Raw genomic sequence first — 23,867 nt, forward strand, 5'->3', positions numbered from 1 at the left:
TGGGCTTTGGGCGCGAAGGCGCCTAGCCTGTGCTGACGTTAATTGAGGTGTGCCATGCGTGTGCTGTTAGTGGAAGACGAACCCGAACTCGCCAAGCTCCTGGCCAAAGGCCTGAGCGAGGCGAGTTTTGCGATGGATGTGGCCGTCAACGGGATGGCTGGCCGTCGCTTTATCGAGTCCGGCGAGTACGAGCTGATCATCCTCGACGTCATGCTGCCAGGGCTCAACGGCTGGCAGTTGCTACAACAGATCCGCAAGCTCGGCGATACGCCGGTGCTGCTCCTGACGACCAAGGATGGAATCGAGGATCGTCTGCGCGGGCTGGAGCTGCATGAAGATGATTACCTGCTCAAGCCGTTTGCGGTGAGCGAGTTGGTGAAGCGGGTGCGCAAGGTGTTGCGACGGGATCGCGGGCGCTGAAGTTTTTGCAGCGAATGGGCTATCGCCTTCGCGAGCAAGCCCGCTCCCACATTCAAACGCATTTCTACAGGAAGAACTCGGTCAAATGTGGGAGCGGGCTTGCTCGCGAAGAGGTCCGACCAGGCAGCACACCTCCCGAATTCATGTCACCGCAACCCCTCCCGAAACTGCCCCGGCGTCATCCCCGTCCAGCGCTTGAACGCGCGACTGAAGCTGCTGGTATCGGCAAACCCCAGCAAATAGCTGATCTCGCTCAACGAACACTGCGGATCACGCAGGTGCAGCAGCGCCAGGTTTTCGCGACTTTCATTGAGTAGCGTGTCGAACCGACAACCTTCGTCCGCCAGATGCCGTTGCAGGCTGCGCAAGCTCAGATGCAGGGCCTGGGCGATGCGTTCGGCGCTGGGCTCGCCTTCGGGCAATTGCTCTTCAATGGCATCGCGCACCTTGCGCTCCCAGGTCAGGGGCTTGAGTTGCGCGAGCGTGCGCTTGAGCACCGCTTCGTTGTGCTCGGCCAGTTCCGGGTTGGCGTCGTCCAGGTGGCTGTCGAAATCCATCAAAGCAAATTCCAGTCGGTCTTCATCGGCTGCGAAGAACACCGGCGAGCGAAAGACCTTGTGCCATTGATGTGAATCGCTGGGTTCCGGGCGCCGCAGATACACCGCCAGTGGCGCGTAGTCGCGCCCAAGACGATTGCGACAGGTGCGCACGTAAATCGCCGCGAAGGCATCGATGGCTTCGAAAGCCGGTGCCGGATTGCCGGGCGGGATTTTCAGACGGAAGCGGTAGCGGTCTTCGCCGCGGATCAGTTCCAGTTCCAAGGCGTCGCTGACGACCTGGTGATAGCGCACGATACGCTCGAACACTTCACGAAGACTGCCGCTGGCCACCAGCGCATAACCGAGCGCATGAAACGTGGTCGGGCTGACAAAACGCGATACCCGCAAGCCGATCGCCGGGTCGCCACTGACCTGCACCGCGATTTCCCACAGGCGCGTCGTTCCGGACAACGGGTAGCGGGCGTTCGGGTCGTCCATCAGTTGCGGATCGAGCCCCGCCTGTTGGCACAGGGCGGTGCTGTCGAGGCCAAGCGCATCGAGTTGCTTGCGCAGGGCGCGGGTCCAGCTGGCGAGGGAGGTCGGTTCAGTCATGCTGATTGGCGCTTCCGGTCAACAGGTTGGCGTTCATGGCTACCGCATTGCGAGGGTTCACAAGGCAGGATGCGAACATCAATAACCAGAGGATGGAAGCATGGACGGTACTTCTGCAAGTCCCCAGCGACTGAATGCAGCACAGCGATCGGCGCATATACGTCAGGTGGTGCTGGCCAGGGGCGTCGAGCTGCGTCGGCGCTACCCGATTCTCAATCATCAGGACGCCCTGGGCGCGGGCATTCTGGCCTTCGCCCTGGCTGGAATGATCGGCTCGGCAACGCTCTACATCACAGGGCACATGGCGTGGTGGGTGTGCCTGTTGCTCAACGCGTTCTTTGCCTCGCTGACCCACGAGCTGGAGCACGATCTGATACATAGTATGTACTATCGCAAACAACGTGTGCCGCACAACCTGATGATGCTCCTGGTCTGGCTGGCGCGGCCAAGCACGATCAACCCGTGGATTCGGCGCCATCTGCACCTCAACCACCATAAGGTCTCCGGTACAGAGGCCGACATGGAGGAGCGTGCGATCACCAACGGCGAACCCTGGGGTTTTGCGCGGCTGCTGATGGTTGGCGACAACGTCATGTCGGCATTTATCCGCATGCTGCGAGCCAGGACCTGGGCCCATAAGTTGAGCATCATCAAGCGCACCCTGAAGGTTTACGCGCCACTGGCGCTGGTGCATTGGGGCGCGTGGTATGTGTTTCTCGGTTTTCACGCGGCAAACGGCATCGCGTCGCTGATGGGGATTTCTATCGAATGGTCGGCGACAACGTTGTCAGTGATGCAGGTGATCGACATCGCGGCGGTGGTGATCATCGGCCCGAACGTATTGCGCACCTTTTGCCTGCATTTCATCAGCTCGAACATGCACTACTACGGGGATGTGGAACCGGGCAACGTGATCCAGCAGACGCAGGTGCTGAACCGGTGGTGGCTATGGCCGTTGCAAACGTTCTGCTTCAACTTCGGCAGCAGCCACGGCATCCATCACTTTGTGGTGAAGGAGCCGTTCTACATCCGCCAGATGACCGTGCCGGTGGCGCATAAGGTCATGCGCGAGATGGGTGTGCGGTTTAACGATTTCGGAACATTCGGGCGGGCGAACCGGTTTGTGCGCAAGGAACGGCAGACAACTGCTGGTGTTCGGACGGCACAAGCCTAGGCTGTTCCCGCGCTCTGCGTGGGAACAGGATTTTTTGCGGGCGTTGTTCAAGGAACCGCCTGCTCAGTTGCCTGTGATCAGTACGCAGGTTTGTGCTTTGCAGCCCTTGGCATTGCTCAGCGTAACGAACTTGATCGCGGCGTCGGGAGTGGACGTGGAGATTGTGATGGTGGCGTCTTTGTAGTCCTGGGTTTGAAAGCTTTTATCCGGCAATACGACGCCTCTCCACTGTCCTTGAAAAACCTGCAGAGGAAAGCTGGTTTTGTTTTTGATCTCAAGCTCAACCTTGGCTGCGTCACCCGGTGACGCAGCCAAGAGCGCCAACGGCGCTGATAGTAATGCCGTGTAAACCAGCGGCTTGATAATTGAATGCATAAGTACTCTTCCTGAGTAGTTGAAGTGCGGCTGCACTGTCCTGGTAAAACACTGAAGATGTAATGCGTCTATCGCATCTCCTGCAAGGATGTTGTTGTAAGGGGGAATGTGTTTAATTACGTTTTAATCTATAAATAAGTCTAAATATTCTTTTAAAGAATAATAGTTTCGGTCAATACTTCAGTCAGCGGCGGTATTCATCAAACCGCAACCTCTACACGCTAAAACGGTTACACAGAGCTCACCGCGCTACCTTGCGAGTGTCTCCACTGAATTTATCGATTTTCCGGGGCCGTCTCCTTGGCAGGGTGCGGCCCCTTTTTTTGTTCTTTTGCCGCAAGCGACTGGTTCAATCGCAGGCAGGCGTTCCAGGCTCCCTCGGTTTAGCGCGATTTTGCCGGCGCCACCGGCTGTTCGATATTGGGCCCAAGGAATGATGTCAGCGGCCGCTGTGTCGGTGGCGTGGTCGAGATCAATCGCGCCGTGTCCTGCATCATCGGAACGAAGCGCGAGACGGCTTTCTTGAGTGACCACTTGGACACTGGCACGGACATCTGCAGGCTGGCCACCACGTGATGATTGAGGTCGAACACCGGCACGGCCAGCGCGAGATCTCCCCGGTAATACTCCTCATTGCAGTAGGCGTAGCCCTCTTGCCGCGCTAGTTGAAGGCGACCGAGCAGTTCCTCCAGATCGACCACGGTATTGGGCGTGAAACGAATCCGCTGGGTGCTTTCCAGGATTTCGATGGCCTGCTCTTCAGGCAAACACGAAAGATAGGCGCGCCCGGTTGAAGAGCAATACATCGGAATTCGACGCCCGACCGGCATGTGCACCAGGAGGCGTACCGGACTTGGAAACCGGCCGATGTAAATCATGTCCGTACCCACCGGCTCTGCCAGGTTGACCGTCTCGCCGGCGTTTCGATTCAGTTCGAGCAAATAAGGATTCGCTCGATCCAGCAGCGAATGCGACTGCAGGTAGTGACAGCCCGCATCGAGGGTTCGCGACGACAACGAATAGCGCTTGCTGACCGGGTCTTTGACCAACAGGCCAATCGCTTCCAGCGTGAAGGCGAATCGCTGCGCGGCGCTACGGCTGATGCCGGCAGCAGCGGCGATCTCCGGCAAACTCATCGACGCATGCTGCGGATCGAAAGCATCCAGCACGGCGATGCCGGTGGCGAGAGATTGCACATACAGGGTCGAGTCTGCGGGGTTCATGGTAGTCCGTGGCCTGGCGATCTAGCCGCCCGATGATCAATTTATAGAGACTGCATTTCGATATGGGCAGACCGTATATCGATAGATCATAGGCGTCAAGTCGCTGCCCGACTCCCTCATAAGTCTGTTCAAACAACCCCATCAGTCCAGTAGGCGCTGGCCCGTGAGAAAAACGCGGGTGGTGGATATCTCATCGTGCCAGCAGTTTTTGACTATTGACGATAATGGGCTGCTGATGCAGGATCGAATCTGCATGCAATACATGCGTATCGCTATACGATACGATAAAGGGCCTGAAATTCCGTTCTGAACGATTTTCGTCGGCACAGTCCGCGCGCTTCCAGAGGCGATCTCACAAGGGGATTCCACATGTTGCACAAAACAATAAAATCGTTGGTCGCCGTTGTCTCCACCGTTGCCTTGCTGTCGACGGCCCACGCCGAACTTCCGGTACTGAAGGTCGGCGCCACACCAAGTGCGGTGCCGTTCAACTATCTGGACCCGCAGAGCAATACGCTCAAGGGCTTGATGATCGACATTGCCGCTGCCGTCGGTAAGGAAGTCGGCTTCACGCCCGAGATCGTGCCGATTCCGTTCACGTCCCTCGTCCCCGCCTTGCAGACCGGCAAGATCCAGATCATAGCCTCGGCGTTCGCCCGCACGCCGGCCCGGGCCGAGGTCGTCGACTTCTCGGACATCGTCGTGAGCTACGGCGAGGGGTTGATCGTCCCCGCAACCGATGCCACTCCCTATCTCAGTTTTGCGGACCTGAAAGGCAAGGTCATCGGCGTGCAAGTCGGTACGTCATATGTCGAGCCGGTGACGGCGGTGGGCGGCTTCAAGGAAGTGAAACTCTACGACACGATGGCCGATATGGTTCGCGACATCGCGCTCGGTCGCCTGGACGCTGCGTTCGGCGATGGCCCGGTGGTCGCGTACCAGGTGCGCCAGGTCGGCGCCAAGGTGCGTCTGGTCGACACCTACAAACCGGTGATCGCAACCGACATCGCGCTGGCCGTGAAGAAGGGCGATAGCGCGACCGTCGCCAAGCTCAACGCGGCCATCGACAAGCTTCGCCAGGACGGCACTTTGCGCACCATTCTCGCGAAGTGGGCCGTTGCCTCCTGATCGTTTCTTCTCCTAACCCGCACGCGGTCCCTTAGTCCGGGAAGGCGCGTGCACACGCTCCGGAGGTTGCAGATGTTCGATTCATTCCTGACTGATGCAGTGGATTACCTGCCCATGCTGCTGCAGGGCGCACTGACCACGATCTACATCACCGCCACCGCGCTGGTGATCGCTACCGTACTCGGCCTGTTCTGGGCCCTTCTGCGGGTTAGCGGTATTGCTCCGCTGGCCCACGCAAGCCGCGTGCTGACCAACGTGATCCGCGGCATCCCGATCATCGTGGTGCTGTTCTACATGTACTTCGTGATCCCCGAGATCGGCATCAGCCTGACTGCGTTTCAGGCCGGTTCCCTGGGCCTGGGCATCGCCTACTCCTCGTATATGGCAGAAGTGTTTCGCGCCGGTATCGACGCAGTGGATGTCGGGCAGTTCGAAGCCGCCCAGTCGATTGGCATGTCGCGCGCAAAGTTGATGCGTCGAGTGGTGCTGCCGCAGGCGCTGCGAATCGCATTGCCGCCCTATGGCAACAACGTGGTGATGATGCTCAAGGACTCTTCCCAGACCGCTGTCATCACCGTGGTCGAGCTGTCGATGCAAAGCAAACTGATCGCAGCCGCCACCTTCAAGAGTTCGACGGTCTTTACCCTTGTCGCGCTGATGTACCTCGCGATGAGCCTGCCAATGATGTTCGCGATCGGCCGTCTCGAAAAACGCATGGGGACCAAGAAATGATCAAGATCGAAAACCTGAGCAAGTCATTCGGCACGCACCATGTGCTAAGCGGCATCAATGCCGAAATCCATTCTGGCGAAGTGGTTTGCCTGATTGGGCCTTCTGGCTCGGGCAAGTCGACACTGCTGCGCTGTATCAATGGCCTGGAGCGTTACGAGGCCGGTAGCGTATCGGTCGAAGGCCTGCGGGTTGACGCTGCTCGATCGGACATTCGCCAGGTACGGCAACGTGTCGGCATGGTGTTCCAGCGATTCAATCTTTTCCCCCATCGCACCGCGCTAGAGAACGTGATCGAGGGCCCGGTTTATGTGAAAGGTGAAGATCCCCGTGAAGCCGCCGAGCGTGGACGCGAATTGCTTGCCAGCGTGGGCCTCGCTGAAAAAGTTGAGCACTTTCCGCATCAGTTGTCCGGAGGCCAGCAGCAGCGAGTGGCAATCGCCCGCGCGTTGGCCATGCAACCCGAAGCCATCCTGTTCGATGAGCCCACTTCTGCGCTGGACCCGGAACTGGTCGGCGAGGTGTTGGCAGTCATGCGTGGGCTGGCCGAGAAAGGGATGACCATGATCATCGTCACCCACGAGATGGGCTTCGCCCGCGACGTCTCCGACCGAGTGCTGTTTCTCGATGGCGGACGCATTGCCGAGCAGGGGCCGTCCCGGGAGGTGCTGACTGCGCCGAGCAACGAACGTATGCGCGATTTCCTGCGCCGTGTCACGCACGCAAGTTGAGCCGCACTGCGGCGCTTGCCGTATCCGTACTCGCATACCGTATAGGCTTTCCCATGACAGCGAATATGCACTTCCCGACGTCCACACTTTGGGCGGCGACCACTGCTGCACGTAGCGCGACACCCTCGATCACCGGGCCACTGAGCGTCGATGTCGCCGTGATCGGTGGGGGCTTCACCGGATTGTCCGCCGCTCTCCATCTTGCTGAATCGGGTGTCAACGTCGCCCTGTTCGAGGCGTCCGAAATCGCCCACCGAGCCTCCGGCCGCAACGGTGGCCAGGTGGTGCCGGGCTTTAAACCGACACCGGCGGCACTGATCAAACGGTTTGGTGCAGAGACCGCGACGCGCATGATTCGTTTCGGGTATCACAGCGCGGATGAATTGTTCGAGCTCGTCGAGCGCTACAAGATCAATTGTTCACCGACCCGTGATGGCTGGATCCAGGGTGCGTTCTCCGAAGGATCCGCCGAGTATCTGCGGGCGCGGGCGCGGGCAATCAACAATCATGGCGGTGACGCCCGATACCTCGACCGCGACGCGATGGCCGTGGCGACCGGTTCGACATTCTGGCCGGCTGGCTTGCTTGAGCGCCGTGCCGGCGCGGTGCATCCGCTGGCTTATGCCCGGGGGCTCGCGGACGCTGCGCTGGCTTGCGGGGCGGCCATTCATGAACACTCGCACGTGAGTGCAATTACGCCTGTTGCGGGCGGTGTCGAGCTGACTGTGAATGGCCACATCATTCGCGCGAAGCAGGTAATCCTGGCCACGGACGCCTATACCGATCGGCTGTGGCCTGCCGTGGCGCAATCGTATGTCACCGTGTCGAGCGCGCAGATCGCAACCGACCCGCTTCCGGCTGCCTTGCGTGATCGCATCATGTCGCGCGGGGCGGGCGTATCGGAGACGCGTAAAATCACCTACTACTGTCGGATCGATCCCGACGGCCGCTTTGTCATCGGGGGCCGTGGGCATTCGGCCGACACACTCGATCCCGCCACACGGGCGCAACTTCAGGCCGCCGCCATCGAACGCTTTCCGCAGCTCGCGGGTGTGGCCTGGGTACACGGTTGGGCGTGTCGCGTCGGTATGACCATCGATGATCTGCCGCGCCTGCATCAACTGGCAGAAGGTGTCTGGACCGCCTATGGCTATTGCGGTCGTGGCGTGGCGATGGGGACCGCCTTGGGTCGCGTGCTTGCGCAGGCTGTGCGTGGTAGCGACACCGCGCAACTGGAGTTTCCCGTCACCCCGGTCTCACGGCTGCCGTTGTACCCCGCCCGCCAGCTCGGTGCCGCTTTGGCGATCAGCTGGTATCGATTGCGGGATTCGCTCGGGTATCCCGCCTAGAGTGCCGGTCTTTTGCTTTCTTGCCTCGACGGGTCGCAGCCTGTAACAGCAGTCACAGGCCGTGAATCCAGTTTTTTATATTCTTTATAGGTCTTAACAAATAGCTTCTTATTCCTTAACGAATATAACTCTCCTCCCTATACTTGCTCAGGAACAGACACGCAGCAGGAGAGCTCCCCATGCGCAACGAATCAATTCGCTACCTGATTGTGCCGGGCTGGCAAGGATCGCCAGAGGATCATTGGCAAAGCCACTGGCAGAACAGCCTGCCGAATAGCGCACGGGTCGAGCAGGCCGACTGGCTGACTCCGCGTCGTGAAGACTGGGTCGCGGCGCTGGCTGAGGCGGTTACCGCCGACAGCACGCCGGTGATCCTGATCGCTCATAGCCTGGGTTGCATCACTGTTGCCCACTGGGCCGCCACTGCGCCCTTGCAGTGCTTGCGTCAGGTTCGCGGTGCCTTGCTGGTGGCGCCTGCGGATGTCGAACGTCCGGCCTGCGCGCCGGCACTGCGCAATTTCGCACCGATCCCGACCCACCTTTTGCCATTTCCGAGTCAGGTCGTCAGTTCCGACAATGACAGTGCCGTCAGCGCGCCGCGTGCTTTGGAACTGGCTCGCAACTGGGGGGCCGAGGCGGGGATTTTGTCGGGGGCAGGGCATATCAATGTGAAGTCCGGTCACCAGCGCTGGGAGCAGGGTTTCGCCTATCTTTATCGTCTGCAAAACCGCATGGAACATCACGCCCTGCGCCGCGCCTGAATTTTCTTTTTTGTTTTTTTTTTAGAATCAGCCCCCGCCTCCCGGCGGTTTTGGGCGGGAGTCTGTCATGAGTTTCGAAACGTTCGGTCAGCCGCTGCTGACCTTCCCCGATGCAGAAAAAAGTCCCCTGAGCATCCGCGCCAAGGCGTTGGTGTTCGTCGATCCGCGCTCGCGACAGTTGCGCCAGGAACTGGAACAACTGGCGCCGCGCTCGATCTCCGTGTTGATCCGTGGCGAAACCGGCAGCGGTAAAGAATTGCTGGCGCGGCATATTCATCGGGCCAGTGATCGCGGGGGGTTGTTCGTGTCGGTCAATTGCGGTGCGATCAGCCCCACTTACGCCGATGCCGAATTGTTCGGCTACGCCGCCGGCAGCTACAGCGGTTCGGCCAGTAGCCGCGCCGGCTGGTTCGGTTCGGCCAATGGCGGGACGCTCTATCTGGACGAGATCGGCGACCTGCCGTTGCCGATCCAGATCAAATTACTCGCCGCTCTGGAGAACCATGAGGTCACCCGCGTCGGTGCTCTGCAACCGAGCCCGGTGGACGTGCGCCTGGTGGCCGCCACCAGCATCGATTTGGCCCAAGCGGTTGCCGCCGGTAAGTTTCATGAGCGGCTTTATCACTACCTCAGCGAAGGCCAGCTCGAACTGCCGGCGTTGCGCGAACGGGTGGGCGATATCCTGTCGCTGTCCGAATATTTCCTCGGTATCTACAGCCAGCGCCTCGATTTGCCGGTGCCATTGATCAGCGAAGCCGCGCAACATTTACTGGAACAGCACAGTTGGCCGGGCAATACCCGGGAGCTGGAAAACGTCATTCACTTTGCGTTGCTGGTGAGTACCGGCGATGAGATTCTGCCCGAGCATTTGAATTTGCCTGAGTTACCTGCCTCGCTGGTAGCAATCGAGCGGCAACTGAAGCACATCCTCAGCAAAGGCACTGCCAGCGAGCAAGCAGCGCTGAAACACCTCTTGAAAAACGCCGCGCTGTTGTAGGAGCGAAGCTTGCTCGCGAACCAGGCGCCGCGATGGTCAGGGAGGACGCCTTCGCGGGCAAGCCTCGCTCCTACGGGTGTATGAACAAAATGGAATATGAAAGTGAATAAAAGATATTGTTCGGGAATAAAAAATCCCGGTATTGTCCGCTTCACGCCAGCAGTAGCACTTCACTGGCACTCGTACTAAACAAGCCGTCGTCGATGACGACCGTGATTTTCGATAAGGACACTGCATGAAAAAGGTTCTGTTGTTCACCGCACTGGCGGCTGCCCTGACTGCGGGCCTGGCCCAGGCTGGCGAGAAACTGGTGGTTGCAGCGACTCCGGTGCCGCACGCCGAGATTCTGGACCTGATCAAGCCAACCCTCGCCAAAGAAGGCGTGGACCTGGAAATCAAAGTCTTCACCGACTACGTTCAGCCGAACGTGCAGGTCGACCAGAAGCGTCTGGACGCCAACTACTTCCAGACCCTTCCGTACCTGAAGAACTTCAACGAGGGCAAAGGCACTAACCTGGTGACCGTGATCGGCGTCCACGTTGAACCGTTCGGTGGCTACTCGAAGAAATACAAAACCCTGGCCGAGCTGCCAAACGGCGCGACCATCGCTCTGCCGAACGAAGGCAGCAACAGCGGCCGTGCCCTGCTTCTGCTGCAGAAGGCTGGCCTGATCGAGTTGAAAGACCCGAAAAATGCCCTGGCTACCCCGAAAGATATCGCCAAGAACCCGCATAACTTCAAGTTCAAGGAGCTCGAGTCCGCGATGTTGCCGCGCGTGCTGGATCAGGTCGACCTGGATCTGATCAACACCAACTACGCACTGGAAGCGGGCCTGAACCCGGCTAAAGACGCGCTGGTGATCGAAGGTGCCGATTCGCCTTACGTGAACTTCCTGGTGGCTCGTCCAGACAACAAGGACAGCGCCGCCATCCAGAAACTGGCCAAGGCTTTGACCAGTCCGGAAGTGAAGGCTTTCATCGCCAAGAAATACAGCGGTGCGGTACTGCCGGCGTTCTGATTCGCGAGGTAAACCCCCTTCAATGTTTCAACGCCGACGGCTTTCAATAGCGTCGGCGTTTTTTATGCAGAAGATCAAAAGATCAGTCGCTACGGCACAGGTGATTGACCTGAGACGCAGCGATTCTTCGCCCGCCTGACTGGTATTTCTGTCAGGTGGCGTGGTGCCGTCGTTGGTGCACACTACGCGCATGCGATGAGGGGATTGTGCAATGAAAAAGTTCAATTCCGGTTCGTGTCGCTATCGCTACGACGCACTGGATCAGTTGACTGGGCTTGAGCCGGAAGGGCAAGCAACATTGCGAAGGTTTTACCGTCTCGAGCATCTGGCAACCGAGATTCAAGGTCTCTCCAGTCAGAGCGTATTGCAGCAGGGCACTCAACTGCTCGCACTGCAATCGCGCGAAGGCAATGCCATCAATAGTCAATTGCTGGCCACCGATCAGCCGCGTTCTGTCTTGCGTGTCACTGGCACTGGGGAATCTGTGCAGCAGGTCTATACGCCTTACGGTCATCGCCGGGGTGAAAGTGGCCTTGGCAGTCTTCTAGGTTTCAATGGCGAAGCGGTCAGCCCGATCACCGGCCATTATTTACTGGGCAATGGTCATCGGGCATTCAATCCGGTGCTGATGCGCTTCAACAGCCCGGACAGGTTGAGTCCTTTCGCGAGGGGCGGCTTGAATCCTTATGCGTATTGTCTGGGGGACCCGGTGAATTTCAGTGACCCGACGGGACGAGAAGCCTGGCAGCCGTGGATGCTCGTTGGGATAAGTCTCCTTGGTCTTGTTTCGGGTGGTGTTGGGCTTTTCTCTGCAGGTCTCTCCATAGCGGGTTTGAAAACCGCAAGTACTGCGGCCTCTGCATCGCTCGCGAAAGTTTCCAAATACTTAGGGGCTGCGGGGGCAGTGTCGGGTTTTATAGGTGCCGGGGTGGGAGGGGCGAGATCCATCATGAACGCCACGGATCCGGATAATTCCGCACAGGATTCTCTGCTTATCGCTATGGCTGCATTGAGCATGCTGTCTTTGGCTGCTTCAGGCGCCTCGGTGGCTTACAACTTTCGTGCTCACAAGTTGAACAAGGCCGGTGCGTTGGGCGGTGCTTACAGCGGGCCGAAACCCGGAAAATATAAGAATCCCTTCGCGAAGTCAGACACTTTTGCACCATCCGCTCCTCCACCTTCACCTCCCCCGTCACCGATGCCGGGCTCACCTCAAGCGTCAGCTCCATTACCGACTCCTGATCCGATTGGTTTTGAAGTGTTCAACTTTGTGAAGAATAAGAAAAGCATTCGTCATTCCATATAGAGCTGCGCGCAATACCGACCCTTCAGTCCGACCAATACCACGCCGGCTCATCCAGCATCCGCTGCCCGACAATCCCGGTCTGCCCCAGAGTCTTCTCCAACACAATGCAATTGCACTGCTCATCCTCCTGCAACGCCGAAATCAATCGCCGGGCATGGGACACCACCCACACCTGGCACTGCTGCGACGCACGGATAATCAACCGCGCCAACGCCGGCAACAGGTCCGGGTGCAAACTGGTTTCCGGCTCGTTCAGCACCATCAGCGACGGGGGCCGAGGTGTCAGCAGTGCTGCAACCAGCAGCAAGTAGCGCAATGTCCCGTCCGACAGCTCGGCCGCCGACAACGGTCGCAGCAACCCTTCCTGATAAAATTCAATGGCAAACCGCCCGCCCTGCAACGGCGCTATGTTCAACTTCGCGCCGGGGAACGCATCGCTGACCGCGGCCTGCAAAGCCTCGGGGTCGCCGATTTCACGGATGGTCTGCAACGCCGCCGCCAGATCACGACCATCGTGGTGCAATACCGGCGTGCGGGTGCCCAGTTGCGGTTGGCGCACCGGGGCGTCGGCGTCGCTGCGAAAATGATCATAGAAGCGCCAGCGACGGATGAACTCACGCAGCTGCATGACTTCCGGCGAGGTGCGAAAGCTGCCGACCTGATCGAACAGGCTGTCGAAATTCGGCGTGTGCTGGGCCAGCACTTCCCAGCTGCGACCGTCACGGGTGCGAATCATCGGACCGTCGCGATCCACCAGCAGACTGGCCGGGCGATAGAACGGCCCGCTCCAGATGCATTCCTTTTTGATTTCCGGGTCCAGGGAAAACGCGGAAAGGCTCGGCTCCGGCAGGCCCAATGCGATCGAGTAGCTGAAATCCTCACCGGCAAACCCCAGGCGCAGGCGCTTGGCGCCGTGCCGCACAGATGCCTCGATCGGAACTTCGCCGTTGCGCATGCGCCGAGTGATGTTTTCCGGGCCGGCCCAAAAGGTCGAATCCAGCCCACCCTCGCGGGCCAAGGCGTTGACCACGCCACCCTGGGCGGTTTCCGCCAGCAGGCGCAACGCGCGGTAGAGGTTGGATTTGCCGCTGCCGTTGGGACCGGTGATCAGGTTCAACCGACCCAACGGGATCACCAATTTATTGATCGAGCGGTAATTGGCCACTGCGAGGGTTTTGAGCATAGGACTTTCTCTGTGGTCCCGAAACGGTATCAGGATAACCGCGTTGGTGAATTTGACTTGTAGGATCTATCTGCAACCCCTATAGGAGGAAATGCATGTCAGCGTAGGCGAAGGTGGAACCCTGTTATAAGCTCACAGTCGTATCGAACTGGCACGTCCGTACAACGCAAAGGAGTCTGCATGGCTGGTCCCGGATTGAAAACAGTGGTTGGCCTGAGTTTCCTGGCTTTGCTGACCGCCTGCGGCGATAAGCCCCAGGTCGAAAAGGAGCGCCCACGGGTTTTCGTGCAAGAGGTCAAGTCGGCCGACTACGCAGCCTCGGTGACCCTCACGGGTGATGTCCAGGCGCGCGTACAGACCGAACTGTCGTTTCGTGTCGGCGGCAAGATCATCCAGCGCACGGTCGATGTCGGTGACCGGGTTTCGGCCAAACAGGTCCTTGCCAGGCTCGACCCGAAAGACCTGCAAACCAATGTTGATTCGGCCCAGGCGCAGGTGGTTGCCGAGCAGGCCCGGGTCAAACAGACCGCCGCGGCTTTCGTGCGCCAGCAAAAACTCCTGCCCAAGGGCTACACCAGTCAAAGCGAATTCGATTCGGCCCAGGCCGCCTTGCGCAGCAGTCAAAGCGCCCTGACGGCCGCCCAGGCACAATTGGCCAACGCCCGTGAACAACTGAGCTACACCGCGTTGATTGCCGACGCGCCAGGGGTGATTACCGCCCGCCAGGCGGAAGTCGGCCAGGTGGTGCAGGCCACGGTGCCGATTTTCAGCCTGGCCCGTGACGGTGAGCGCGACGCGGTATTCAACGTCTATGAATCGCTGCTGTCCGAACCGCCGTCGGATAAATCGGTGGTGGTCAGCCTGCTCGAAAATCCGGCGATCAAAACCACCGGCACCGTGCGCGAAATCACCCCGGCGGTGTCGGCGCAGACCGGTACAGTGCAGGTCAAAGTCAGCCTCGCTGGCCTGCCGCAAGGCATGCAACTCGGCTCGGTGGTCAGCGCCACGGCCAAGACACCGGGTAAATCCGCCGTGGAACTGCCCTGGTCGGCGTTGACCAAAAACCTCAGCGACCCGGCCGTGTGGTTGGTGGACGACGAGGGCAAGGCGCAACTGCATACCGTCACGGTCGGCCGTTACCTCACCGGCAATGTCGTGATCAGCGCTGGCCTCAAGGGTGGCGAAAAAGTCGTCATCGCTGGCGGCCAGCTGCTGCACCCGGGAGTGAAGGTGGAAATTGCCGAAAACACTTATAAGGACCTAGGCGCGGGAGCCCAGCCATGAAGCGTCTGTTACTGGTTTTCGCCGGTGTGATGCTGGTGGCCTGCTCGAAAAAAGAACCGCCACCGGAGCCGATACGCCCGGTGCTGTCGATCAAGGTCCAGGCGCTGGGCGAGGAAACGCTCGGCCGCTTCGCCGGCAGCATCCAGGCCCGTTATGAAAGCAACCTGGGGTTCCGCGTACCAGGTCGCATCGCCAGCCGAAACGTCGATGTCGGTGCCGAAGTCGAGAAGGGCGCCTTGCTGGCAACGCTTGACCCCACGGATCAGCAAAACCAGTTGCGCTCGGCCCAGGGCGATCTGGCGCGGGTCCAGGCGCAGTTGATCAACGCCCAGGCCAACGCCCGCCGCCAGCAGGAACTGTTCGATCGCGGAGTCGGTGCGCAGGCCCAGCTGGACATCGCCCAGACCGACCTCAAAACCACTCAGGCTTCCCTCGACCAGGCCAGGGCGGCCGTCGATCAGGCCAAGGACCAGCTCGATTACGTCGAACTGCGCACCGACCACAAAGCCATCGTGACCGCGTGGAACGCCGAAGCCGGACAAGTGGTGACCGCCGGCCAGCAAGTGGTGACCCTGGCGCAGCCGGACATCAAGGAAGCGGTGATCGACCTGCCCGACACCCTGGTCGATCAATTGCCGACGGACGTGGTGTTTCAGGTTGCTGCACAACTGGACCCGAGCATCACCACCACCGCCATCGTTCGCGAAATCGAACCCCAGGCGCAAAGTGCGACCCGTACCCGGCGCGCCCGCCTGAGCCTGACCGACACGCCAGCGGGTTTTCGTCTCGGTACGGCGATCAGCGTAACCCTCAGCTCCGCGATCAAACCGCGCATCGAACTGCCGGTGAGCGTGCTGCAAGAGGTGGATGGCAAATCGCGGATCTGGGTCGTCGATCCACAGACGCAAACCGTTTCCCCGCGGGACGTCATCCTGGTCAGCCGCACTGACAGCACGGTGGTCCTGACCAACAGCGTGAAGTCCGGCGAGCGGGTCGTCAGTGCGGGAGTGCACAGTCTCAAACCGGGGCAAAAAGTGAAAATCGACGAGGACAGCCCGCAATGAAAGGGAGTTTCAACTTATCCGAATGGGCCCTCAAGCATCAGTCGTTTGTCTGGTATCTGATGTTCGTCGCGCTGCTGATGGGCGTGTTCTCGTACATGAACCTCGGCCGCGAAGAAGACCCCTCGTTCACCATCAAAACCATGGTGATCCAGACCCGCTGGCCGGGTGCGACCCAGGAAGAAACCCTCAAGCAGGTCACCGACCGCATCGAGAAAAAGCTCGAAGAACTCGACTCCCTCGACTATGTGAAAAGCTACACCCGGCCTGGCGAGTCGACGGTCTTCGTCTACCTGCGCGACACCACTAGCGCCAAGGACATTCCGCAGATCTGGTACCAGGTGCGCAAGAAGATCAACGACATTCGCGGCGACTTCCCCAAGGGCCTGCAAGGGCCGGGGTTCAACGACGAATTCGGTGATGTGTTCGGTTCGGTCTACGCCTTTACCGCCGACGGCTTGTCGATGCGCCAGTTGCGCGATTACGTCGAGCAAGTCCGCGCCGAAATCCGCGAGGTGCCGGGGCTCGGCAAGATCGAGATGGTCGGCGAGCAGGACGAAGTGCTCTACCTGAATTTCTCCACCCGCAAACTGGCGGCGCTGGGCATTGATCAGCGCCAGGTGGTGCAGAGCCTGCAATCGCAAAACGCGGTGACCCCGGCCGGGGTGATCGAAGCCGGCCCCGAGCGGATTTCCGTGCGTACCACGGGGCAGTTTGCTTCCGAGAAAGACCTGGCCAACGTCAACCTGCGACTCAACGATCGCTTTTATCGCCTGGCCGACATCGCCGACATCAGCCGCGGTTATGTCGACCCGGCCACCCCGCAATTTCGCTTCAACGGCCAACCCGCCATCGGCCTGGCGATTGCCATGAAAAAGGGCGGCAACATCCAGGAATTCGGTAAAGCCCTGCATCAGCGCATGAATGATCTGACCGCCGACCTGCCGGTGGGCGTCGGCGTGCACAACGTGTCCGACCAGGCCGCCGTGGTGGAAAAAGCTGTCGGCGGCTTCACCAGTGCGTTGTTCGAGGCGGTGGTGATCGTGCTGGTGGTCAGCTTCATCAGTCTTGGTGTGCGTGCCGGGCTGGTGGTGGCGTGCTCGATTCCGCTGGTGTTGGCGATGGTCTTCATCTTCATGGAATACAGCGGCATCACCATGCAGCGGATTTCCCTCGGCGCGCTGATCATCGCCCTCGGCCTGCTGGTGGATGACGCGATGATCACGGTGGAGATGATGGTCACCCGGCTGGAGATGGGGGAAACCAAAGAGCAGGCGGCCACCTTCGCCTACACCTCGACCGCGTTCCCGATGCTCACTGGTACCTTGGTGACGGTGGCCGGTTTCGTGCCCATCGGGCTGAACGCCAGTTCGGCGGGCGAGTACACCTTCACCCTGTTTGCGGTGATCGCCGTGGCAATGCTGGTGTCATGGGTTGTTGCGGTGTTGTTCGCGCCGGTCATCGGCGTGCACATCCTCAGCGCCAACGTGAAACCCCACGACGCGGAACCCGGTCGCATCGGCCGCACGTTCAATTACGGCATGCTCTGGGCGATGCGCAATCGCTGGTGGGCCATCGGCATCACCGTTGCACTGTTCGCGGCGTCGGTGTTCTCCATGCAGTTTGTGCAGAACCAGTTCTTCCCGTCCTCGGACCGTCCGGAAATCCTCGTCGACCTCAACCTGCCGCAAAACGCCTCGATCGCCGAAACCCGCAAGGCGGTGGACAAGCTCGAAGCGACCCTCAAGGACGATCCGGACATCGAACGCTGGAGCACGTACATCGGCGAAGGTGCGATCCGTTTCTACCTGCCTCTGGACCAGCAATTGCAGAACCCGTACTACGCGCAATTGATCATCGTCAGCAAAGGCCTGGAGTCGCGCGAGGCCTTGAGCCAGCGCCTGCGTGAACGGCTGCGCAAGGACTTCGTCGGCATCGGCAGCTATGTCCAGGCACTGGAAATGGGCCCGCCGGTGGGACGGCCGATTCAGTACCGGGTCAGCGGCAAGGACATCGATCAGGTGCGCAAGCATGCGATTGCCCTGGCCACCGAGCTGGATAACAACTCGCACATCGGCGAGATCATTTTCGACTGGAACGAGCCGGGCAAAGTCCTGCGCATCGACATCGCCCAGGACAAGGCGCGGCAACTGGGGCTGTCGTCGGAAGACGTGGCCAACCTGATGAACAGCATCGTGGTCGGCTCGCCGGTAACCCAGGTCGACGACGACATCTATCTGATCAACGTCGTGGGGCGCGCGATCGACGCGGAGCGCGGTACGCCGGAAACCCTGCAGAACCTGCAGATCGTCACACCGGGCGGCACTTCGATTCCGCTGCTGGCGTTCGCCACCGTGCGCTATGAACTCGAGCAGCCACTGGTGTGGCGTCGCGACCGCAAGCCGACCATCACCATCAAGGCCGCGGTGCGTGACGAGATCCAGCCAACCGATCTGGTGAAACAGTTGAAACCGGACATCGAGAAATTTGCCGCCAGTTTGCCGGTAGGCTACAAGGTCGCCACCGGCGGTACGGTCGAAGAAAGCGGCAAGGCCCAGGGGCCGATCGCCAAGGTCGTGCCCTTGATGCTGTTCTTGATGGCGACCTTTCTGATGATCCAGCTGCACAGCGTGCAGAAACTGTTCCTGGTGGCCAGCGTCGCGCCGCTGGGGTTGATCGGCGTAGTGCTGGCGCTAATCCCGACCGGCACGCCCATGGGCTTTGTGGCGATCCTGGGGATTCTGGCGCTGATCGGCATCATCATCCGCAACTCGGTGATCCTGGTGACTCAGATAGAGTCGTTCGAGAAGGATGGCTACGCGCCGTGGGACGCGGTGCTGCAAGCGACTGAGCATCGGCGCCGGCCGATTCTGTTGACGGCGGCAGCGGCGAGCCTGGGGATGATCCCGATTGCCCGGGAAGTGTTCTGGGGGCCGATGGCTTACGCAATGATTGGCGGGATCATCATCGCCACCTTGCTGACGCTGCTGTTTTTGCCGGCGCTGTATGTGGCCTGGTACAAGATTCGCGAGCCGAAGAAAGAGGTGCAGTAATTGATGTGTTGATCGTTCCCGAGTGACGATTGGGAACGGTCCTACTTACATGGGTGGTGCGTTGCTGTACGGTCCCTTTCCAAATGGAGGAGGGACTTCGATGTCACCGATGACCTATTGTCTGCGCTATGGGCTGTTGCTCGGCGCTCTGTTGTGTTCACCCCCGACGCTGGCCGGCAGTGTGCTGGAAAATTCGCTGTGGCGCGTCGAACTCGATCCCGCCACGCTGGCGATCCGCGTCATCCCCGCACAAAATTCGCCAGTGCAAGCCTCGTCGGGCGTTACTGGGTATAAGGTCAGCAACCTCAAGCAAAGTGCCAATCGCATGGACTGGCAGTGGGATGACGGCGCCTGGACGCTGAGTGCCTCCCTCGATCAGCGTGACCTGTCCCTGTCCATCACGGCCCGTGATCCCGGTGAGCTGAGCTTTCTAAAACAGCCAGGCAGTTCTATGGGCAAAGGACTGATCTGGCCGTTGGCCGAGGGGCGTTACGTGCCTGCCGGTGATCCGCTGTGGCAAACCTTTCTGCTCGATCAGGGGGCGTTCAATACCACCCAAGACCTGAGTTTGCCGCTGTGGGGCGTTGATCACGGTGGCTTCACGCTGAACTGGCTGATGACCAACCCTTACAACAATCGCCTGATCTTCAGCGCCGAAAACGACAACACCCTTGCTCTGACTGTCCATCATCAATTCACCTCCCTTGAGCCCAATGCACCACTAACGTTCAAGCTGTCATTGGGTGATGTCGATCTGTTGGCGGGTGCCAAGCGCTATCGGAAATGGTTGGTCGACAGCGGGCAATACGAAACCTTGAGCGACAAACTGCTGAAGATTCCTGAAGCCAAAAAGCTCCTGGGAGCCAGTCATGTTTATCTGTGGGGTAACGACCTGCTCGGACCGGACGATGTTCGAAGCTGGCCAGCCTTGCTGAAAGGGTTGCGTGGCAACGGTGTACTGGCCAGCGAGTTACGTACCGGTTTTGACGCTGAAAGTACGCAGTTAATGGCCCGGGCTGAGCCACCGCTTGATCGTTACCAGCAAGTCACGTTGCTACGCAGCCTCAATGCTGCGCTCAACAAGAAGGCACGCAGCGGCTGGCAGTCTGTCGTCGAACCGGACATGCAAAAATTGGCAGACGGCTACGGCTTATTACGTGCAGAGCTGGCCGTGGCGTTCTCCGATGCTGTGACGGCAATACCGGAACGCTGGGGCAATACCTTGTCACCAACAACTATCGAACAACTGAAAGCTGCGGGCTTGTCGCGATTATGGTTAGGCCTTGGCGAGGGTTGGGAAGGTGGTCTCTGGCACCCTGAAACGGTGCGTCAAGGTGTTGCCGCAGGATACCTGGTGGCGCCTTATGATTCCTATGAGACGGCACTGACCATCACTGAAAACCCGGACTGGACCACCGCGCATCTGGGCTCCAGAGCCAATCAGGAATGTGCGATCGTGTTGGAAACCGGGGCGTTCAAAAGCGGGTTTTAGCAATCGGGGCATTACACCGAGCCGCGTTGTGTTCGGCCATTGCTTGAGGCGCGCATCAGGGCTGTCCATAGCAAAGCCGGGTTCAATAGCTGGTTTCTGGATGCCTACGCCACCGGCATGCTGTTCGACAGCTACCGCGTGGGAGCGACCATGACTCAGGTGCAAAATGCCGAGGGCAACATCGATGCCTCGCGCTGGGTCAACGAGACGTTGAAGCTACCGACCGGCTCCGAGGATGGCAACGCCACCACGGCCCAAGGTGTACTGTTTGCCCATGGGATGCAGACACCGGTGATCGGCTGGGGGGATTCGGATATGAGCAAGAATCCGAAGTCGCCCTATTACCTGGGCCGCTGGTTTCCTAATGAACAGCCGCAGGTTTTCTTCAAAACCGTGCCACTCAAGGAACCCTACCGCACGGTTCACTTTGCTCCGCAAACGCGCTTGCCGCTTTATCAGGCGGTGTTCCATGGCTCGGTGATCACCACCCATCATTGGCTGTTCGACAGCCTTAAGTTGAGCAATGTGCGCGCCGAGAATGAGCTGACTCAATTGCTCTACAACGTGCCGCCGCTGTATCACCTGAGTGCGGCGACGCTGAAGCAGCGGTTACCGGTGATTGCTCGTCAGGATGTTTTCTTCCGCCCGCTGCATGAGCGTCTGGCGACTCAGGCGATGACAGATTTCCGTTGGCTGACTGAGGATCGTCAGGTACAGCAGACAACGTTCGCCGACGGCACCAGACTGGTGGCGAATTTTGATTTACGCGAACGTGAGATTGATGGGCGACAGCTGGCCGATCGAAGCATCACCGCGTTTGACGTGAATGGCGGAGTGGCAACCTATCAAGTCGCTGTGCAACGTTAGAAAACCTTCGCGAGCTTGCTCGCGATTGCGTCCTGACAGGCTACGCCGGCTTAAGCCAAACACTCGCCAACCAAGGCTGCTGCTCGCGCGGCAGTCCCGCCGGCCGGTAGTAATGCTCCAACTCCACAAACCCCGCCGCCGTCAGCAATTGCTGCCACGTCTCAAGATCGTGGTACGCCCCATAACGCGGCCCATTCCACCCCTCCTGATTCTCGCCACGCGGATTGGAACTGAACAACACCCCGCCCGGCTTCAAAGCCCCGCGCAATTCCTTCAACACCCGAGGCAATTCCTGACGCGGAATATGAAACAGCACCGCATTGGCGAAGATCCCGTCAAAGCGCTCAGCCGGCAAATCCAGCTTCAGAAAATCTTGCTGCCAGACCTCACAGCCGCTGTCTTCGCGCGCCATCTGCGCAAACTTCTCCGAGCCATCAAGCCCGACAGCGGTATGGCCCATGCGCGTGAAGGTTTGCAAATCACGACCCGGCCCGCAGCCAAAGTCGAGAATGTCGAACGGCGCCTCGCCCTGAATATGCCGCAGCAGCGCAGCAATGTTCTGGCTGACATCATGATCGCGAGTCCCTTCGCGAAAACTTTCAGCGACCGAGTTGTAATGGCCCAGGGTGGTGGCGGTGATCTGCTCGAGGTCGGTGGGGGTCTGTTTCATGGTCGGCTGCGCAGGCAATGTGAGTTCGCCGAATATACGCCATGAGGCAGAAGGCTGCTGCGCAGCCATCGCGAGCTTGCTCCGGGCGGCGTTCCGACGATAGCGATATCACTGACAACCAATAACTTCAGCCAGGCTCAACGCTTGTTGAGCCCCCGCGCCAACCGATCCCCGCCCAATTGAATCGCCGCCACCAACACCACCAGCAACACAATCACCGTCAACATGATCTGGCTATCAAACCGCTGATACCCGTACCGATAGGCGATGTCCCCCAGTCCACCCGCACCAATCGCCCCCGCCATGGCCGATGAGTTGATCATGGTCACCAGGGTGATGGTGAAACCGCCGACAATCCCCGGCAACGCCTCAGGCAGCAACACATGCCAAACGATGTGCCGGCGCCGGCAACCCATCGCCTGCGCCGCTTCGATCAACCCGTGATCGACCTCCCGCAAACTGACTTCGGCAATGCGTGCAAAGAACGGTGTGGCGGCGATGGTCAGCGGCACCACGGCCGCCCAAACGCCGTACGTGGTGCCGACGATCAACCGCGTAAACGGAATCAGCGCCACCATCAAAATCAGAAACGGAATCGAGCGAAACAGGTTCACGAATGCACCCAATGCGCGGTTCAGCGCCGGCGCTTCATAGATACCGCCCTTGGAGCTGGTGACCAGAATCACCGCCAGCGGAATGCCCGCCAGCAGTGCGATCAATGACGACACACCGACCATCAGGAAGGTGTCGATGAAGCCTTGCAGCAAGCGATCAAACCACATAACCCAGCACCTCCACCTGTTGCGCCCAGTTGCCGGCGCGTTGACGCAATTCCTCTGCGCCGAGGGACGAGCCGGTCACCGCCAGCAGCAATTGACCGAGGGCATGGCCCTGAATCCGTTCCACACCACCTTGCAGCCAGCGCACACGGCCGCCGAGGGCGGCGAACAGCGCGGCCAGATCCGGTTCATCGCTGGCGCTGCCGGTGAACTGCAAACGCAGCACAACAGCGGCGTCCGAGGATTGTGGGTGTGGCTGCAAGCGGCTTTGCAATTCTTCCGGCAAACCGTGTTGCAACGGCGCCAGCAAGGTTTTGCTGACCTCGTGCCGCGGGTTGCCAAAGACTTCCCAGACCGGCCCTTGTTCGACGATTCGTCCGTGTTCCAGCACCACGACCCGATCACAGATATCGCGGATCACTGCCATCTCGTGGGTGATCAGCACGATGGTCAAACCCAGGCGCTGATTGATCTCGCGCAGCAGGCCAAGAATCGATTGCGTGGTCTCCGGATCGAGCGCTGAAGTCGCTTCGTCGCACAGCAAAATCGCCGGGTCGTGTACCAGCGCCCGGGCGATGCCGACGCGCTGTTTCTGCCCGCCGGACAGCTGCGCCGGGTAGGCCTTGTGCTTCTCTTGCAGGCCTACCAGTTCCAGCAGTTCACGGACCTTCTGCTCGCGTTTCTCCTTGGGCACTCCGGCGACTTTCAGCGGCAACTCGACGTTCTGCCAAACCGTCTTGGCCGACATCAGGTTGAAGTGCTGGAAGATCATGCCGATCCGTCGACGCAGCGCGACTAATCGGTCTTCATCGAACTCGCCGATGTCCACCTGATCGATCAGCACGCGGCCCGTACTTGGTTGTTCGAGGCGGTTGATGGTACGGATCAGCGACGACTTGCCGGCACCGCTGCGGCCGATGATGCCGAACACTTCACCACGCTGGATTGCCAGGTCGATGCCGTGCAGGGCCGCCACCGGACCTTGCTGACCGTTGTAGGTTTTGCCCAGGCCGATGAAGCGCACATGGGCGTTGTTGAGCTGTGGGTGCAGTTCGGTCTGTTCGACTTTATGCGGCTCTGGAAACTCCAGTCGCCGTTGGATAGCAGCCGTCATGC

At 59.7% G+C, this 23,867-nt stretch carries 20 protein-coding genes and 1 pseudogene; 14 read left to right on the forward strand and 7 right to left on the reverse strand.

Translation table 11 applies throughout. The features are described 5' to 3' along the window. Positions 1-54 precede the first annotated feature (54 nt). Entirely contained in the window at positions 55-420 is a 366-nt protein-coding gene (locus ACA041_RS00885; protein ID WP_497439478.1) for a response regulator, read from the forward strand. Between the two features lie 146 nt (positions 421-566). Here the strand turns inward: ACA041_RS00885 and ACA041_RS00890 are convergent, their stop codons facing one another. Continuing rightward, entirely contained in the window at positions 567-1,571 is a 1,005-nt protein-coding gene (locus ACA041_RS00890; protein WP_497439479.1) for an AraC family transcriptional regulator, read from the reverse strand. 100 nt (positions 1,572-1,671) lie between these two features. Here ACA041_RS00890 and ACA041_RS00895 point away from each other — a divergent pair, with 100 nt between their 5' ends. Then, positions 1,672-2,745: a fatty acid desaturase gene (locus ACA041_RS00895; RefSeq protein WP_497439480.1), complete on the forward strand. Its 1,074-nt coding sequence runs from the start codon at positions 1,672-1,674 to the stop codon at positions 2,743-2,745. A gap of 63 nt (positions 2,746-2,808) precedes the next feature. Here the strand turns inward: ACA041_RS00895 and ACA041_RS00900 are convergent, their stop codons facing one another. Continuing rightward, positions 2,809-3,120: a hypothetical protein gene (locus ACA041_RS00900; RefSeq protein ID WP_497439481.1), complete on the reverse strand. Its 312-nt coding sequence runs from the start codon at positions 3,118-3,120 to the stop codon at positions 2,809-2,811. A 383-nt stretch (positions 3,121-3,503) separates the two neighbouring features. Next, a complete protein-coding gene (locus ACA041_RS00905) occupies positions 3,504-4,343 on the reverse strand; it encodes an IclR family transcriptional regulator (RefSeq protein ID WP_497439482.1) in 840 nt (279 codons plus the stop codon). A 369-nt stretch (positions 4,344-4,712) separates the two neighbouring features. Here ACA041_RS00905 and ACA041_RS00910 point away from each other — a divergent pair, with 369 nt between their 5' ends. From ACA041_RS00910 to ACA041_RS00945, 8 genes are all read left to right on the forward strand, one after another. Continuing rightward, positions 4,713-5,471: an ABC transporter substrate-binding protein gene (locus ACA041_RS00910; RefSeq protein WP_497439483.1), complete on the forward strand. Its 759-nt coding sequence runs from the start codon at positions 4,713-4,715 to the stop codon at positions 5,469-5,471. Between the two features lie 72 nt (positions 5,472-5,543). Next, positions 5,544-6,203 (forward strand): amino acid ABC transporter permease, encoded by a 660-nt coding sequence (locus ACA041_RS00915; protein WP_497439484.1) that lies wholly within the window; start codon positions 5,544-5,546, stop codon positions 6,201-6,203. Further along, positions 6,200-6,931, forward strand: a complete 732-nt coding sequence (locus tag ACA041_RS00920; protein ID WP_497439485.1) for an amino acid ABC transporter ATP-binding protein — start codon at positions 6,200-6,202, stop codon at positions 6,929-6,931. The genes ACA041_RS00915 and ACA041_RS00920 overlap by 4 nt, the downstream gene beginning before the upstream one ends. A gap of 53 nt (positions 6,932-6,984) precedes the next feature. Then, positions 6,985-8,280 (forward strand): NAD(P)/FAD-dependent oxidoreductase, encoded by a 1,296-nt coding sequence (locus ACA041_RS00925; RefSeq protein ID WP_497439486.1) that lies wholly within the window; start codon positions 6,985-6,987, stop codon positions 8,278-8,280. 179 nt (positions 8,281-8,459) lie between these two features. Beyond that, positions 8,460-9,041, forward strand: a complete 582-nt coding sequence (locus ACA041_RS00930; protein WP_497439487.1) for an alpha/beta hydrolase — start codon at positions 8,460-8,462, stop codon at positions 9,039-9,041. Positions 9,042-9,108: 67 nt separating this feature from the next. Continuing rightward, positions 9,109-10,038 (forward strand): sigma 54-interacting transcriptional regulator, encoded by a 930-nt coding sequence (locus ACA041_RS00935; RefSeq protein WP_497439488.1) that lies wholly within the window; start codon positions 9,109-9,111, stop codon positions 10,036-10,038. Positions 10,039-10,273: 235 nt separating this feature from the next. Continuing rightward, positions 10,274-11,056: a MetQ/NlpA family ABC transporter substrate-binding protein gene (locus ACA041_RS00940; protein ID WP_497439489.1), complete on the forward strand. Its 783-nt coding sequence runs from the start codon at positions 10,274-10,276 to the stop codon at positions 11,054-11,056. A 211-nt stretch (positions 11,057-11,267) separates the two neighbouring features. Continuing rightward, positions 11,268-12,362, forward strand: a complete 1,095-nt coding sequence (locus tag ACA041_RS00945; protein ID WP_497439490.1) for an RHS repeat-associated core domain-containing protein — start codon at positions 11,268-11,270, stop codon at positions 12,360-12,362. A 22-nt stretch (positions 12,363-12,384) separates the two neighbouring features. Here the strand turns inward: ACA041_RS00945 and ACA041_RS00950 are convergent, their stop codons facing one another. Next, entirely contained in the window at positions 12,385-13,545 is a 1,161-nt protein-coding gene (locus ACA041_RS00950; protein ID WP_497439491.1) for an AAA family ATPase, read from the reverse strand. Positions 13,546-13,725: 180 nt separating this feature from the next. Between ACA041_RS00950 and ACA041_RS00955 the strand changes: the two genes are divergently transcribed. The 4 genes and pseudogenes from ACA041_RS00955 to ACA041_RS00970 all read left to right on the forward strand — a co-directional run bounded on the left by ACA041_RS00955 (position 13,726) and on the right by ACA041_RS00970 (position 21,302). After that, entirely contained in the window at positions 13,726-14,829 is a 1,104-nt protein-coding gene (locus ACA041_RS00955; RefSeq protein WP_497439492.1) for an efflux RND transporter periplasmic adaptor subunit, read from the forward strand. After that, a complete protein-coding gene (locus tag ACA041_RS00960) occupies positions 14,826-15,893 on the forward strand; it encodes an efflux RND transporter periplasmic adaptor subunit (RefSeq protein WP_497439493.1) in 1,068 nt (355 codons plus the stop codon). Before ACA041_RS00955 ends, ACA041_RS00960 begins: the two co-directional genes overlap by 4 nt. After that, positions 15,890-18,943, forward strand: coding sequence for an efflux RND transporter permease subunit (locus ACA041_RS00965; protein ID WP_497439494.1), 3,054 nt, complete (start codon positions 15,890-15,892; stop codon positions 18,941-18,943). Before ACA041_RS00960 ends, ACA041_RS00965 begins: the two co-directional genes overlap by 4 nt. Positions 18,944-19,043: 100 nt before the next feature. Further along, a pseudogene (locus ACA041_RS00970) lies at positions 19,044-21,302 on the forward strand (glycoside hydrolase). 40 nt (positions 21,303-21,342) lie between these two features. Here ACA041_RS00970 and ACA041_RS00975 read toward each other — a convergent pair. The 3 genes from ACA041_RS00975 to ACA041_RS00985 form a co-directional block, all read right to left on the reverse strand. Beyond that, on the reverse strand, positions 21,343-21,972 hold the full coding sequence (locus ACA041_RS00975) for a class I SAM-dependent methyltransferase (RefSeq protein ID WP_497441981.1): 630 nt from the start codon (positions 21,970-21,972) through the stop codon (positions 21,343-21,345). A gap of 137 nt (positions 21,973-22,109) precedes the next feature. Next, positions 22,110-22,754, reverse strand: coding sequence for a methionine ABC transporter permease (locus ACA041_RS00980; protein ID WP_134101297.1), 645 nt, complete (start codon positions 22,752-22,754; stop codon positions 22,110-22,112). Beyond that, a complete protein-coding gene (locus tag ACA041_RS00985; protein WP_497439495.1) occupies positions 22,744-23,865 on the reverse strand; it encodes a methionine ABC transporter ATP-binding protein in 1,122 nt (373 codons plus the stop codon). The genes ACA041_RS00980 and ACA041_RS00985 overlap by 11 nt, the downstream gene beginning before the upstream one ends. Positions 23,866-23,867: the final 2 nt, after the last annotated feature.

Source organism: Pseudomonas sp. LBUM1676, from assembly GCF_059695605.1.